11 protein-coding genes and 1 pseudogene are annotated in these 14,243 nt (G+C 62.4%); 7 read left to right on the top strand and 5 right to left on the bottom strand.

The genetic code is table 11. From position 1 onward, the window contains the following. Positions 1-23: 23 nt before the first annotated feature. Positions 24-722 (bottom strand): cobalamin B12-binding domain-containing protein, encoded by a 699-nt coding sequence (locus NKI17_RS21960; RefSeq protein WP_023676506.1) that lies wholly within the window; start codon positions 720-722, stop codon positions 24-26. Between the two features lie 308 nt (positions 723-1,030). Between NKI17_RS21960 and NKI17_RS21955 the strand changes: the two genes are divergently transcribed. The 5 genes and pseudogenes from NKI17_RS21955 to NKI17_RS21935 all read left to right on the top strand — a co-directional run bounded on the left by NKI17_RS21955 (position 1,031) and on the right by NKI17_RS21935 (position 6,987). Beyond that, the gene (locus NKI17_RS21955) at positions 1,031-2,605 is read left to right on the top strand and encodes a trimethylamine methyltransferase family protein (RefSeq protein WP_292654762.1); all 1,575 of its coding nucleotides are present in this window, start codon (positions 1,031-1,033) and stop codon (positions 2,603-2,605) included. Positions 2,606-2,753: 148 nt separating this feature from the next. Further along, entirely contained in the window at positions 2,754-3,383 is a 630-nt protein-coding gene (locus tag NKI17_RS21950) for a hypothetical protein (RefSeq protein WP_352568944.1), read from the top strand. A gap of 104 nt (positions 3,384-3,487) precedes the next feature. After that, positions 3,488-4,244, top strand: a pseudogene (locus NKI17_RS21945) (dienelactone hydrolase family protein). A gap of 68 nt (positions 4,245-4,312) precedes the next feature. Continuing rightward, on the top strand, positions 4,313-4,873 hold the full coding sequence (locus NKI17_RS21940; RefSeq protein ID WP_352452095.1) for an RNA polymerase sigma factor: 561 nt from the start codon (positions 4,313-4,315) through the stop codon (positions 4,871-4,873). A 2-nt stretch (positions 4,874-4,875) separates the two neighbouring features. Then, positions 4,876-6,987, top strand: coding sequence for a vWA domain-containing protein (locus NKI17_RS21935; RefSeq protein WP_352906797.1), 2,112 nt, complete (start codon positions 4,876-4,878; stop codon positions 6,985-6,987). A 149-nt stretch (positions 6,988-7,136) separates the two neighbouring features. Here the strand turns inward: NKI17_RS21935 and bmt are convergent, their stop codons facing one another. Together bmt and NKI17_RS21925 are read right to left on the bottom strand one after the other, a co-directional pair. Beyond that, the gene (gene bmt / locus NKI17_RS21930; RefSeq protein WP_352568941.1) at positions 7,137-8,153 is read right to left on the bottom strand and encodes a betaine--homocysteine S-methyltransferase; all 1,017 of its coding nucleotides are present in this window, start codon (positions 8,151-8,153) and stop codon (positions 7,137-7,139) included. 88 nt (positions 8,154-8,241) lie between these two features. After that, positions 8,242-9,084 (bottom strand): helix-turn-helix domain-containing protein, encoded by an 843-nt coding sequence (locus NKI17_RS21925; protein ID WP_352454605.1) that lies wholly within the window; start codon positions 9,082-9,084, stop codon positions 8,242-8,244. A 227-nt stretch (positions 9,085-9,311) separates the two neighbouring features. On the opposite strand from NKI17_RS21925, the gene NKI17_RS21920 reads away from it, so the two are divergent. Next, entirely contained in the window at positions 9,312-10,322 is a 1,011-nt protein-coding gene (locus NKI17_RS21920; protein WP_352568940.1) for a fatty acid desaturase, read from the top strand. 83 nt (positions 10,323-10,405) lie between these two features. Further along, a complete protein-coding gene (locus NKI17_RS21915; protein WP_352454603.1) occupies positions 10,406-11,206 on the top strand; it encodes a phosphate/phosphite/phosphonate ABC transporter substrate-binding protein in 801 nt (266 codons plus the stop codon). A 110-nt stretch (positions 11,207-11,316) separates the two neighbouring features. Here NKI17_RS21915 and NKI17_RS21910 read toward each other — a convergent pair whose 3' ends face one another. Both NKI17_RS21910 and NKI17_RS21905 read right to left on the bottom strand, forming a co-directional pair. Continuing rightward, on the bottom strand, positions 11,317-12,630 hold the full coding sequence (locus NKI17_RS21910) for a M24 family metallopeptidase (protein WP_352568998.1): 1,314 nt from the start codon (positions 12,628-12,630) through the stop codon (positions 11,317-11,319). A gap of 25 nt (positions 12,631-12,655) precedes the next feature. After that, a complete protein-coding gene (locus tag NKI17_RS21905; RefSeq protein WP_352568939.1) occupies positions 12,656-14,233 on the bottom strand; it encodes an ArnT family glycosyltransferase in 1,578 nt (525 codons plus the stop codon). Positions 14,234-14,243 lie beyond the last annotated feature (10 nt).

The raw sequence follows: 14,243 nt of genomic DNA, 5'->3' as shown, positions 1-14,243 counted from the left end.
TCGTCGGTGCCGGACTTATTGGCTCAGGCCGAAGCGCGGACGTTGTGCTTGCGCTTCATGAAGTCCTTGGCGGTCTCGACCGCCACCGCGGCGTCGCGGCAATAGGCGTCGGCGCCGACGGCTTTGCCGAATTCCTCGTTGAGCGGTGCGCCGCCGACCAGCACGACATAGTCATCGCGAATGCCCTTTTCCTTCATCGTATCGATGACGACTTTCATGTAAGGCATGGTCGTCGTCAGCAGCGCCGACATGCCGATGATGTCGGGCTGGTGCTTTTCGATGGCATCGAGATATTTTTCGACCGCATTGTTGATGCCGAGGTCAATGACATCGAAGCCGGCGCCTTCCATCATCATGCCGACCAGATTCTTGCCGATGTCATGGATGTCGCCCTTGACGGTGCCGATCACCATCTTACCCTGCTTCGGCGCGCCGGTGGCGACAAGCAGCGGACGCAGGATGAACATGCCGGCCTTCATCGCGTTGGCCGACAGCAGCACTTCGGGAACGAACAGGATGCCGTCGCGGAAGTCCTCGCCGACGATGCGCATGCCCTCGACCAGAGCCTCGGTTAACACCTTGTAAGGCGCCCAGCCGCGCTCGAGAAGGATATTGGTGCCTTCCTCGATTTCTTCCTTCAACCCGTCATAAAGATCGTCGTGCATCTGCTGCACCAACTCGTCGTCGGAGAGTTCCGAAAGGATGATCTCGTCGTCGGCCATTTTTTCTCAGGCTCCTTGCCGGCTACAACTGTTGCGGCAGCTTAAAAATATCGCGTCAATACCTAACCCGCACGGGCCGGTTGTCCATAGCTGATTTGCGACTTCCCGCAAAACGAAAGCGACCGTAAATCTCTTGGAATTCTTGTCGATTTTGCGACAGGCGTTGGCGCTGGCGGGCCGTTTCGAATAGGGTGCATGGCTACGATCCGGCCAGAGACCGCAATATGCGGCCGCAAACGGATTTCAGGCCGGTGCAAGAGCCCGGCCGGAGTAAATCAGGCCAGAACGAAAGCCAGGGAAGAACGATTATGAGTGAGAACGCGCCGGTCGATCAGGAAGCGTCAAACGCACGGCGCGGGCGCGCTGCCAGCGGTGGCGCCGCAGCCCGACGGGCTGCACGTTCGGGCGGCGGCCCCGGCACACAGCTCACCTATATCAAGCGCAAGATCAACGTCTATGAAGTGCTGGACGAGGAAGGGCTGGCGCTGATCGAAAAGAACACCGACACGGTGCTGGAGGAGATCGGCATCATCTTCCGCGACGACGCCGAGGCGCTGCAGCTTTGGAAAGAGGCGGGCGCCGACGTCAAGGGCGAGCGGGTGCATTTCCCCAAGGGCCTCTGCCGCTCGCTGTTGAAGACCGCTCCGTCCGTCTATACCCAGCACGCCCGCAACGGCGAGCGCTCGGTGCAGATCGGCGGCAACGCGACAGTGTTCGCGCCGGTCTATGGACCGCCCTTCGTGCGCGATCTCGACGGCGTCAGGCGCTATGCGACGATCGAGGATTTCCGGAATTTCGTGAAACTCGCCTATATGGCGCCGTCGATCCATCATTCGGGCGGCACGGTTTGCGAGCCGGTCGACGTGCCGGTCAACAAACGGCATCTCGACATGGTCTACAGCCATATCAAATATTCGGACAAGCCGTTCATGGGCTCGGTGACCGCGCCCGAGCGCGCTGAAGATACGGTGGCGATGGCCAAGATCGTGTTTGGTGACGATTTCGTCGAGAACAACACGGTGCTGACCAGCCTGATCAATGCCAACTCGCCGATGGTCTTCGACGAGACCATGCTGGGAGCGCTGAAGGTCTATTCGCGCCACAATCAGGCCTGCATCGTCACGCCGTTCATCCTTGCCGGTGCGATGAGCCCGGTGACGGTCGCCGGCACGCTGACCCAGGTTTTGGCCGAGGTTCTGGCCGGGGCGTCGTTCACACAGCTGATCCGGCCGGGTGCGCCGGTGCTGTTCGGCACCTTCGCCTCGTCGATCTCGATGCAGTCGGGCGCGCCGACCTTCGGCACGCCGGAGCCGTCGCTGGTCTCTTATGGCGCGGCGCAGCTCGCGCGCCGGCTCGGCCTGCCGTTCCGCACCGGCGGTTCGCTCTGTGCTTCAAAAATCCCCGATGCGCAGGCGGCCTATGAAAGCGCCAACACGCTGAACTCGACGATCCTCGCCGGCACCAATTTCGTGCTGCATTCGGCCGGCTGGCTCGAGGGCGGTCTCGCCTCCTGCTACGAAAAGTTCATGATGGATATCGACCAGCTCGGCATGACGCAGAAGTTCTCCGAGGGTGTCGACCTGTCGGAAAACGGCCAGGCGATGGACGCCATCCGCCAGGTCGGCCCGGGCAGCCACTATCTCGGCTGCGATCACACCCAGGCCAATTTCCAGACCGCGTTCTACCGTTCCAACATCGCCGACAACAATTCCTACGAGCAGTGGCTGGCGGAAGGCGAAAAAACCGCACCCCAGCGCGCCAACGAGCTCGCCCGCCGCTGGCTGGAGAGCTACGAGGCGCCGTATCTCGACCCGGGCATCGACGACGGGCTGAAGGACTTCATCGCCAGGAAGAAGGCGTCGATGGCCGACGCCTTCACCTGAAAGGAGCCCGAATCAGGCGGGGCTAAAGTCGCCAACATCATCCACAAGGAAGTCTGGCGGAGTGCCTTCTCCGACCCGGACAAGAAGGGATGATCCCGAGCGCGGCATGACTGAAACAATCGCGGCTGCGCTTTCCGCCCACGGCCTTATGCTTCGCGGCGGCTTCAATTTTGCAGGTGGTGAAGAAACACCCTCCGGTCTCTCCGGCGCTGCCGCCAGATCCGTTCTGCTGGTGGGGCAGGCGGGCGCTGCGCCATGGCCGCATTTCCTGCGCTGGCTGGAAAGACAGTCACAGCCGATCGACGATCCGCTCGACAGATGGTCTCGCGAAGTGATCGGCGCGGTGGCCGGAAAATTCGGGGCGCGCGCCGTGTCACCGTCCGACAGGCCTTATCTGCCGTTCCAGCAATGGGCGATACGTGCGGAGGGGCTGAAGCCGTCACCGCTCGGCATTCTCATGCATCCGCAATACGGGCTCTGGCATGCCTATCGCGGCGCGCTGCTGTTCGAAAATGAGATTGCGCTCCAAGAACCCCACGACGTGATTCACCTTTGCGATACATGTTTGGAAAAACCTTGCCTGAAATCCTGTCCGGTCGAGGCTTATTCTGCGAATGGTTTTGCACATGAAACCTGTCTGGCCCATGTGCGCGGGCAAAACGGCGCGCCCTGCCGGACCGGCGGCTGCCTCGAACGCAACGCCTGTCCTTACGGTACCGATTATCGCTATCCGGCCGAGGTTCAGGCCTTTCACATGGCAGCATTCGCGCGTCTGTAGCGTCGCCGAATGCCGCACGAAATCTTGAAGCAGATCGCCTCATTACAGCTTGCCGCGACGGTCACCGCGGGTATCTATCGCACGTCAGATCAACGGAGCGGATGATGGCCACGCAAGCGATGCAGATCAAGACAAGCGACGGCATTGCCAAGGCCCGGCTGTTCCGTTCGGCGGCCCCAGCCAAGGCAGCGATCATCCTCTACATGGACGTTTTCGGTCCGCGACCGGCGCTTGATCAGATGGCGGAGCGGCTTACGGGCGAGGGCTATGCGGTGCTTGTGCCGGACCTTTTTTACCGCAACGCGCCCTACGGCCCTTTCGAAGCCAAGACTGCGTTCAGTGACGAGAGGAGCAAGGCCGCAATCACAGGTCTCGTCGGCGGCACGACCCAGGAGATTGACGATCCGCGACAGCGGCGCTTTCCTCGATGCGCTCGCTGCGCAAGGCCTGACCGGGCCGGTCGGCATTGTCGGCTACTGCATGGGCGGAGCGCGGGCGCTGAACGCCGCGGCCACCTATTCCGACCGCATCGCCGCCGCTGCCAGTTTCCACGGCGGCAATCTGGCCGGTGACGCCGCCGACAGTCCGTACCGGAAGGCAGCGTCAATCAAGGCAAGGATCTATATCGGCACTGCCGGTGTGGACCGCAGCTTTCCGCCGGAGCAATCGGCGCGGCTCGCCGAAGCACTGCGCGCCGCCGAGGTCGACCATGTCATAGAGAACTATGCCGGTGTGACGCATGGCTGGTGCATGCCGGACCATAGTGCCTTCGATGCAGCCGGCGCCGAACGCCACTGGAAGCGGCTGACGACGCTGTTTGCGGAGACGCTCGGCCAAGGCACGCCAACCATTACGACGTGACCGCCCGCCAAAAAATTCTTTCCATCGCCCCAAGGAACCGCCATTAGCCTTCGTCCAACAGGCAAATGATGGCGATGATGCTGGACGAAAGCGAAGCCTCCGACGCCGAACTGATCGGACGGGCGAAGGGCGGAGACCGGGGTGCTTTCGGCAAGTTGCTCGAAAGGCACTATGGTTTCGTCTATCGCGCCGCCTATCGTTGGTGCGGGAAAAAGGCCGACGCCGAGGACATCGCCCAGGAAGTCTGCGTCCGGCTCGGGCGGGCGATCCGCGACTATCACGGCAGCGGTGCCTTCACGACGTGGCTCTACACCATGACGCTGAATGCGGCGCGCGACATGATGCGCAAGACCGCCCGCGAGACGGTCAAGACCGAGGCCTATGGCGCCTATGCGCTGATTTCGGGGGAAATCTCGGCTGAGCCGGAAGACCCGGCCGAGGCGCTCTGGGCAGCGGTGCGCAAGCTGCCGGACAAGCAGCGCGATGCGGTGCTGCTGGTTTATGGCGAAGGGCTGAGCCACGCCGCCGCCGCCGAGGCGATGGCGATCTCGGAGACGACGGTTTCCTGGCACATCCATGAAGCGAAGAAACGGCTGAAGACGCTGATGCGTTCAGCCGGGGAAGTGTGACCATGGTCGACGACAACGAACTGAACAGACTGCGCGACATCGCAGCACCGGCGCCGGACGCGGACGCAAAGGCGCGTGCCCTCCAGGCCGCGCTGCGCGCCTATGACATGGAAGAAAAAACTTTGCCGGGCGCCCAAGGATCGGTGAGCGGGCTTCGTCTCACAGAGCGAGCACAAAGGCTCTGGAGCGAAATCATGCAAAAGAAACTCTTCGCCACGCCGGCCATTGCCGGGCTCGTTGCCCTGCCGATCGCCGGATACGCTACCATTTATATGCTGGGGGAATCCAAATTCGGCGGGCCCGAATTCGGCGGGGATAAGATCACCGAAACGCTGGCTGACAAACCGGCGACCGTCAAACCGCCGGTCGTTGCCGAAGCGGACAAGCAGAAGAAGGCGGACGCCGACAGTGAAAGCCGAGACACCGGCGAGGCGCTTGTGGCGCCGACATCGCCGCCGAAGGCGGAATCGACCGCGGTCGGCGGGCTGACGCAGCAGGATGTGCTCAGCCGCAATGCACCCGAACCGGCGCAGAGCGGCGAGTTCGCGTTGGATGGGGGTGCAAGCTCCGCGGCTCCGGCAGTCGATGGCGGCGCGCGGGTCGGACGCATGCCTGGCACGGTTGCCGAGCCCAAGCTGATGGCACAGCAGCCCGCCGCTGCGCCGGCCGACCAGATGCTGCCGCAAGAGGAAAACCGCGACCGTGTCGAGAATTTCAAGACCAACCCCGTGCATGCCGCACTTGAAGACCCGGTCTCGACCTTCTCGATCGATGTCGACACCGCTTCCTATTCCTTCGTCCGGCGCTCGCTGAAGGAAGGCTTTATCCCGCAGGCCGACACGGTTCGCGTCGAGGAGATGGTCAACTACTTCCCCTATGACTGGAAAGGCCCGGACTCGACGCCGTTCAACTCGACCGTCAGCGTCATGCCGACGCCGTGGAACGAGCACACCAGGCTGATGCATGTCGCCATCAAGGGTTTCGACGTGAAGCCGGCCGAGCAGCCCAGGGCCAATCTGGTCTTCCTGATCGATGTGTCGGGCTCGATGAACGAGCAGGACAAGCTGCCGCTCCTGCAGTCGGCCTTCCGGCTGCTGGTCAACAAGCTGAGACCTGACGACACCGTCTCGATCGTCACCTATGCGGGCGATGCCGGTACCGTGCTGGAGCCCACCAAGGCTTCGGAAAAGGACAAGATCCTCGCTGCCATCGACAATCTGACATCCGGCGGCTCGACGGCAGGCGAGGCCGGCATCAAGGAAGCCTACAGGCTGGCGCAGAAATCCTTCGTCAAGGACGGCATCAATCGGGTGATGCTCGCCACCGATGGCGACTTCAATGTCGGCCAGACCGACGACGACGACCTGAAGCGGCTGATCGAAAAGGAGCGCAAGACAGGCGTATTCCTGTCGGTGTTCGGCTTCGGCCGCGACAATCTGAACGACCAGATGATGCAGACCATCGCCCAGAACGGCAATGGCACTGCTGCCTACATCGATACGTTGGCGGAGGCCGAGAAGGTGCTGGTCGAGGATGCCTCCTCGACACTGTTCACCATCGCCAAGGACGTGAAGATCCAGGTCGAGTTCAACCCGAACAAGGTCTCGGAGTACCGGCTGATTGGCTACGAAACCCGCGCCTTGAACCGAGAGGATTTCAACAATGACCGGGTCGATGCCGGCGAGATCGGCTCAGGTCATTCAGTCACCGCGATCTACGAGATCACGCCTAAGGGCAGCGGCGGCGAACAGATCGACCAGCTGCGCTACGGCCAGGCCTCGGTGAACAATGGCGGTGTCGCCAATGCCGACGAATATGCTTTCGTCAAGATCCGCTACAAGCTGCCGAACGAGGACACCTCGAAGCTGATCACCACGCCGGTAACGTCAGCCAACGAGGTGGCGTCGTTCGACCAGGCCAGCACCGACCAGCGTTTCTCCGTTGCCGTTGCTGCTTTCGGCCAGAAGCTGCGCGACGAGGATGCGACCGCGAAGTTCGGCTACGACAAGATCATGGAGATTGCCACCGCCGCCAGAGGAGCCGACCCGTTTGGATACCGGTCCGAGTTCCTCTCGCTTGTGCGCCTTGCCTCGGCGCTCGGCGGTAACCGGTAGTGGCAATGACGGCCGGTTTCTTTCAGATGGGATCGTTCTGATAGGGGGAGCCGGCCTACGGGCGGGTGAGGCAGGCCGGCGAGGGAAACCTTGCCGGCCTTTTTTCGCGGCCGCACTGCTTCGCGCGGACTATGTCGCAGACGAAAGCGTCAGGCGCGTCCGCGGCGCCGCTCGCGGCGGGCTTCGCTGGTCTCGGCGGCATTGACCGTAGCCTGCTTGTTGCGCATCGGGCCGATGCGTTCGACGATCTGCTCGACGGTCGGGCGATCCGACTTGGTGTGCGCATCGAGCGCCTTGCGCATGGCGGCGAGGTGCTGGAACGAGGTGCCGCAGCAGCCGCCGACGATTTTGGCGCCGGCATCGACGGCGAGGCGCACATAGTCGGCCATCAGCTCGGGTGTGCCGGAATAGTAGATCTCGGCACCGCGAAATTCGGGAATGCCGCAATTGCCCTTGACGATCACCGTTGCTTCCGGCTTCGCCTCGGTCATGTCGAGCAGCGACGCGAGAATGTCGGAGGCGCCGACACCGCAATTGGCGCCGACACCGAGCGGTGTCTGCGACAGGCCATCGACGACGCCGTGGATGTCCTTCGGCAGCAGTCCCATCATGGTGCGGCCGGCGGTGTCGAAGGAGCCGGTATAGGTATAGGGCAGGCCGACGCGGATGGCGGCTTCGGCGGCGGCGCGGATTTCGTCAGGCGCCGACATGGTTTCGATCCAGGCGACTTCGGCGCCGCCGGCCTTCAGCCCCTCAATCTGCTCGGCAAAGGCTTCGACCGCCTCGTCATAGGTCATGGCGCCGAGCGGCACCAGCAGCTCGCCGGTCGGGCCGACGGAGCCGGCCACGATCACCTTGCGGCCAGCGTTGCCGGCGACGGCGCTTGCGATCTCGGCCGCGCGCTTGTTCAGCGCATAGACGCGGTCCTGCGCGTGGTGCAGCTTGAGCCGATGGCGGGTGCCGCCAAAAGAGTTGGTCAGGATGATGTCGGCGCCGGCATCGACAAAGTTCTGGTGCAGGCTGGTGATGGTGTCGGGCGCGGTCTCGTTCAAGAGCTCGGGAGCCTCTCCGGCCTCAAGGCCCATGGCGAACAGATTGGTGCCGGTGGCGCCATCGGCGAGCAGGACGCCCTTTTCGGCAAGCAGAGCGTCGATCGGATTGGTCATGTGAAATACGCCTTCGCGGAAGAATAACTGAGATAAGGATATAAAGAATTCTTTATGTGCCGTCAATGTCGGCGCGTAGAGCAACCGGTCAAAATCGCATCTCCGCCAGCTTTCGTGTGAAGCTGGCCGCTTCATGCGCGTTGACGTCCGCGGCACGGATCAGATTGTCGAAATGGCTGGTCAGGATGCGGATCGGCTGCGTGGCGTTCAGCACCAGATACATGTCGCCGACGTAAATGGCGGCGCGATAGGGTCCAAAGATGGTGTATGGGATCGAATAGCGCATCCGCCCGTCATAGAGAAACAGGCGGAAGGTGGGATAGAGGTCGTCGAGCAGCGTCGCCATATGGAGGAGCTGCTGGTGGCGGTCGGCCTCCGGAAAGCGGTCCCACACGCCCAGCCCACGCGAGAAGATCTCCAGCGTGTGGCGCGGCATACAGACTTCCATGTCGGTTTCGGGCCGGCGGTTATAGTCGATGCGGTACTGCGTTTCGCCGGCCTGTGCCTCGCGGCTCTTGTTGGCGATGACGGCTTCGTAGTCGACAAGCGCCTCGGTGCGCAGAAGGTCGGGAATGCCGGCCGGCACGTAGCGGATTTTCGTTCCCGCCGCCTCGGCATGCCAGCGAGCCAGCAGCGTGCGGTCGAAGCCGTCCGGCGCCTCCTCGATCTCAAGGCTCTCGCGGATTTCACCGGTGACGCCCTCATCGTGGCTGAGGCCGAGCAGCCAGTCGAGCGAGACTTTGAATTCGGCGGCGATGTTGAGCAGCGTTTCAGCACGGGGAAGGCGGGTCGAGGCGCCGGAGAGCAGCTGCGACAGTGCCGAACGGTCGATGCCAACCGCGGCGGCGAAGGCCGACTGGTTCAAATCGGACCTTGTCAAGAGCATTTTCAGGCGCTCGCGAAAGATCGTCGACAGGTCGCGCTTGTCCAAATCCCTACTCTCCCTACGTGAGCAAAATTTTGCGCCGAAGCGGTCTACATGGCGTTTCGAGCGTAAATGAATCTACGAGCTTGTTTACAATACATAACATATGCAGCTGAAAATGCGCAATCGCAACAGTTTGTGCGCTTTATCGCGTTGCGCCGACGCAACGCTCCTGACACAATGTTGTCAGGAATCAAACGGGTTCCGGCGACTGGAAGGCAGTGGTCGATAGCATGACGAGCATGGGCAACAGGCGACACGGCGCAGCGACCATCGAATGGCCGACCGTATTTCTCGCACTTCTATGCTACGGCGGCTGGCTCGCTGCCGGCTTTCTGCTCTGGCCATCCTACCCGCTGCTGGCACTCGCCTTTCTGACCCTGATTGCGGCGCTGCAATCCTCGCTGATGCACGAGGTCCTGCACGGCCACCCAACCCGGAATGCGCGGCTCAACGAAGCCTTTGTGTTCCTGCCGATTGGCCTTGTCTGGCCGTTTCGCCGATTCAAGACCATTCACCTGCGCCACCATGCGGACGAGCGCCTGACCGATCCGCTCGACGATCCCGAAAGCTATTACAAGGCGCTCTGGCAGCACGAGGAGCTGCCGTCGGCGATGAAATTCCTGCTGAAGGTCAACAACACGATGATCGGGCGTTTGGTGCTAGGCCCGTGGCTTTCCTGCATCGGCTTTTTCATCGACGACGCCAGGCAGGTTGCCGCGGGCGACAATTCCATCCGCAAGGCATGGCTGCTGCATGCGATCGGCCTCGTCGTGGTGCTGCCTGTCGTGCAGTTCGGCTTCGGCATGCCGTTGTGGCTTTACGTTCTGGTGCCGGTGTGGCTTGGGCAGTCGCTGATTTCGATCCGCACCTACGCCGAGCACCAATGGTCTGAACATCCGGAAGGCCGCACGATCATCGTCGAGCGCTCGCCGCTGTCCTTCCTGTTCCTCAACAACAATCTGCATTTCGTCCATCACAAGAGCCCGACGGTGGCCTGGTACAGGCTGCCGAAGGTGTTTCGCGACCGCCGTGACGAATGGCTGCGGATGAACAATGGCTACGCCTATCCGAACTATTTCGCGCTGCTCAAGGCCTATGCCTTCAAGGCGAAGGAGCCGGTCGTCCATCCCGTGCTGCGGCGCATGCCGGAACCAGGACGCGCATTCAAGCCGCGCGTCAGGGCACGCAGCCTCAATGGGCTTGGCAGCGCACCGGTACCCGCCGAGCCGCCGAAAGAATGATTCTTGCGTTGTTGCAGGCGGTGCCGCGCGGACGACGCTTTCCTGACCTTGTCAATTTCCCCGCATAACGGTCAAATCCCGGCATGAGTGAATTCATTGCGGCTTTGCCGATGTACGACTGGCCGGAAGCGCGGGACGATGTCGACGCGCAATGGGCGCGGCTGCGCGATGCTTTCAGACAAAAAGGCATCGATGCGCCGGAGACGATCATCCGCCGCACCGGCGATTTGCCCCCCGTGCCTGGCGGTATTCGCGATGATCAGGGAAAACCCATCGCGCCCGATCCGGCGACATTGCCGCCGGACGAACTGGATTTTCACCAGCTCTGGCTGCATCCGGCGCTGCTCTTTGCGCAAACCTGCTGGGGACCGATGGAACTCGGCCTGTCGCAGCGTGTCCAGCTCGTCGGCCAGCCGCGTTACGACGCCTTCGAGGGTGGACAGGGCGAACTCTATTCGAGCGCCATCGTCATGAGGGCGGGCGAGGCACCGCCGGCAAGGGCGCCGGCCGACGGCGGTGCCGTCATTCCGCTCGATCAGCTTCGCAGCAAGCGCTTCACCTTCAACAGCCTCGATTCCATGTCGGGCATCATCGCGCCAGCCCGCGACCTGCAAGCATTGGGCGAGAGTTTGGATATCTTTTCCGCGCTGAGCGAAAGCTGTGGGCACCGTGCTTCGATCGTTGCCGTTGCCGAGGGCAGGGCGGACGTCGCGGCGATCGATTGCGAGAGCTGGGCGCTGGCGCAGAGTTTCGAGCCGGCGGCGCAGAAGGTGACGGTCGTCGGCTGGACAAGGCGGCGCAAAGGCTTGCCGTTCATCACGGCCAGGACAACGCCGGAAACGATCGTCGCTGCGATGCGCGAGGCGATCGCCGCGCTCGCATAAAGCGCGTCGCGTTCGGTCGGCCTCATGCGACGCGCTTTAGATTCTTGTTTTATGCATGTCGTTTATCGCAAAGCCGCTGCACACTTTTGCGCGACATGCATTAGCGTCGCTCAGCCGCCAAGCAGCCGATTGTCGAGCGGGTAGGTCGAAAGCTTCTCGTTGCCGGTTTCAGTGATCAGGATCTGTTCTTCGATCTTGACGCCTTCGTAGCCGCCAAGCCGACCGATATAGCTCTCGACGCACAGCACCATGCCAGGTTCGAGCACTCCGTCCGGTGTGTCGTCGGTCCAGTCGCTAGCATGCGGCAAAGTCGGGTATTCGTCGGCAAGGCCGACGCCGTGATAGAGCACCCCGTAACGGGCCGGGAAGCAGTCTCCCGGTGGCACTGACGAGCGCTCGACGAGGTCGCGGAACGATATGCCCGGCCGCATCAGCTCCGTGTTGTGGGCGATCTGGTCGGCGGCGATGCGGAACAGGTCGCGCTGCTCCTGCGACGGCGGCGCGTCACCGCAAAGCCAGGTGCGCGAAAGGTCGGCGCAGAAGCCGTAAGGACCGATCAGGTCGGTGTCGAAAGCGACGAGCTCGCCGGCCTCGATCGTCCGCGACGAACACTCCTGGAACCATGGATTGGTGCGCGGACCCGACGACAGGAGCCGGGTTTCGATCCATTCGCCGCCGCGCGCGATGTTGCCGCGATGGAGTTCGGCCCACAATTCGTTCTCGGAGATGCCAGGCCTCAGCGCCTTCTCCATCTCGCCCATTGCCGCCTCGCAAGCGGCGATCGCCCGGCGCATGGCAAGGATTTCGTCGGGCGATTTGATCAGCCGCGCATTTTCCATCACCGCCTCGCCATTGCCGGTCGAGATGCCGAGGCGGGCGAGCTCTTCGATGCCCTCGGGATTGATGTGGTCGACTGCGATGCGGCGATTGCCGCCGCCATGTTCCAATACCAGGTCGGCGATGCCGGCTGCCCAGCGGCGGACTTTTTGACCGGTCAGCTCGCCGCTGTACAGATAAGCCCACGACACCGCCGGCCGCACCTCGTCGACGACGCCGGAATGATCGGAAAGGTGCTCGCAGGAGAAATAGTCGAACAGCACCACCGGGCCATCGGTGGCAACGAAACAATGCCTGGTCCGATTGTGTGCGACCCAGAGCTGCATGTTGGTTGCGTCGGTGGCATAGCGGATATTGACCGGATCGTAGAGCAGGGCTCCCGCATAGTCGCGGCGCTTCAGCTCGGCGCGGATGCGCTCGAGCCGGTATCGGCGCATGGCGGGCAGGTCAGGAGCAGCAATGCCCGCCGCCTGCCATTCGGCTTCCGCCAGCGCTCCATAGCCCAGCGCATGCTGGTTGAGTTCAGCGGCCTTCAGCTGCGATTTTTTGCGCAGCACATCATTCGAGCCGTCGGGCTCGAACGGCATGATCTTGCGGTGATGACGGGGCCGGTCAGTCGGGTTCCTGTCCACCCTCGGCTCCTCCGCTAACGCCTCCCTTGGGCGCCGTGGCTTCTCCCACCGCCATTCTCTTCAATCTTACATAGGCGCCGGCCCGGGCGGACTTGCCGGTGCCGCGCAACAGCGGAACCATCATTTGCCGTGGTTGGCCGTCCGGCTCATAGCCGGCCGCTTTGAGCTGCTCCAAAATGACCGGACGCGGATCGTCTCGGTCAAGCCAGACGAGTACGGCCGGCTCCTGCATCAGCGTTTCGAAATTAGGCACTTCCTGGTCAAGTGCGAGCAGTTTTTCGTCGACCAACCGCAGGTTTCCGACCCATGCACCATCAGATATTGCGGTTTTGACCGGTCCGTCCGCAGTCAGTTGGCGATAGAGGGCGGGGTAATCCACGCGGATCATCCGCGAGAGGCCACTGGTCCCGTTTATCTGGACGTACCAGGTGGCGGGCGCGAGCAGCACGGCGATGATCGCTCCAGCCGCGATCACCAGGAGCTGCGCATTCCTGCCCCGCGGCGCCAGCCGTTCCATAGTGGCGACGATGGCCAGCGGCAACATGAACAGGACCGGCAGCAGCCAGCGGTCCTTGACCACCGTCACGCCGGTGGCAAGTACAAGTATTGCCAGCATGGCCAAGCCGAGCGCCAAGGTACGCCACAACAGAATTTCCCTTGCCGGACCTTTCGGGAGCCGCTCCGAGAAACGGAACTTCGCCAGCCAGAAAGCCAGGGCGGAAACGAGCACCGGCAAGACCGCGAAATTGAAGGTGCCCATGATAAACTTGCCGGCGCCGACAAAGGCCGCCGCCACGCGCCCTTGTTGCGCGTCTATTCCGAACTTCTCGCCTCTCGACAATAAATCGGCGGGATGCATGAGGCTCCAATAGGTGGTCGGCGCCAGCACCAATATCGCGACCGCTATGCTGATGGCGAACTTCGGATCGAGGATCGCGCTGCGCCATTCGCGCAGCGACAGCACGGCCGCAACAAGGGCCACCACGAGGAAGACATCATTATATTTGGCAAGAATTGCCGCCGCGGTGGCCAGGCCAAACGCCGCATAGGCGATCATGCTTCGCCGCTCGAGAAGATAGGCCATGGCCAGCAGGAGCAGCGAGCAGAAGCCGACGACGGCGACGGAATGCGACAAGGCGCGCTGCGATTCCCAGACGATCTGCGGGATCGTAAACAGGCCGAACATGGCCGCCGCCGCTGTCGCTTTGGTGTAGCCGAACCGCCGCATGGCGGCGAACACGCTGCAGGCGGCAAGGAACAGCACGGAGTATTTGACGAGCTTCAGCGTGAAGATACTGGTGCCGAAAACATGCGCGGCCAGCCAGTTGATCCAGGTGTACAGGGGTGGTTGCGAGCCGCCATATCCAGCCCAGAGATACGGAACATAGATCAGCTGCTCCGCATCATCGATGCCGACGCCGGTTCCCGCCCAAGAGCTCAACAGGGACAGTATGATGGTCTGCAAGGCAAAATAAGCCGCGACCATGACGATCGTTGCCGGGAAGGGGCCGATCCGTCCCTCGGCCAGCCACTCGGCCCATCTCAGATTGTACTTCAATGAAATCTCA

Origin of the sequence: Mesorhizobium sp. M0816, from assembly GCF_040320005.1 — a bacterium.
GTDB lineage: Bacteria > Pseudomonadota > Alphaproteobacteria > Rhizobiales > Rhizobiaceae > Mesorhizobium.
Note: the sequence above shows the minus strand (reverse complement) of the source record. Positions and strands in the feature narration are given on the sequence as shown.

Bases quoted from the DNA above. Each gene is read 5' to 3' on its own strand.
- NKI17_RS21960 (WP_023676506.1), bottom strand. From the start codon at position 722: ATGGCCGACGACGAGATCATCCTTTCGGAACTCTCCGACGACGAGTTG.
- NKI17_RS21955 (WP_292654762.1), top strand. From the start codon at position 1,031: ATGAGTGAGAACGCGCCGGTCGATCAGGAAGCGTCAAACGCACGGCGC.
- NKI17_RS21950 (WP_352568944.1), top strand. From the start codon at position 2,754: ATGCTTCGCGGCGGCTTCAATTTTGCAGGTGGTGAAGAAACACCCTCC.
- NKI17_RS21940 (WP_352452095.1), top strand. From the start codon at position 4,313: ATGGCGATGATGCTGGACGAAAGCGAAGCCTCCGACGCCGAACTGATC.
- NKI17_RS21935 (WP_352906797.1), top strand. From the start codon at position 4,876: ATGGTCGACGACAACGAACTGAACAGACTGCGCGACATCGCAGCACCG.
- bmt (WP_352568941.1), bottom strand. From the start codon at position 8,153: ATGACCAATCCGATCGACGCTCTGCTTGCCGAAAAGGGCGTCCTGCTC.
- NKI17_RS21920 (WP_352568940.1), top strand. From the start codon at position 9,312: ATGACGAGCATGGGCAACAGGCGACACGGCGCAGCGACCATCGAATGG.
- NKI17_RS21915 (WP_352454603.1), top strand. From the start codon at position 10,406: ATGAGTGAATTCATTGCGGCTTTGCCGATGTACGACTGGCCGGAAGCG.
- NKI17_RS21910 (WP_352568998.1), bottom strand. From the start codon at position 12,630: ATGCCGTTCGAGCCCGACGGCTCGAATGATGTGCTGCGCAAAAAATCG.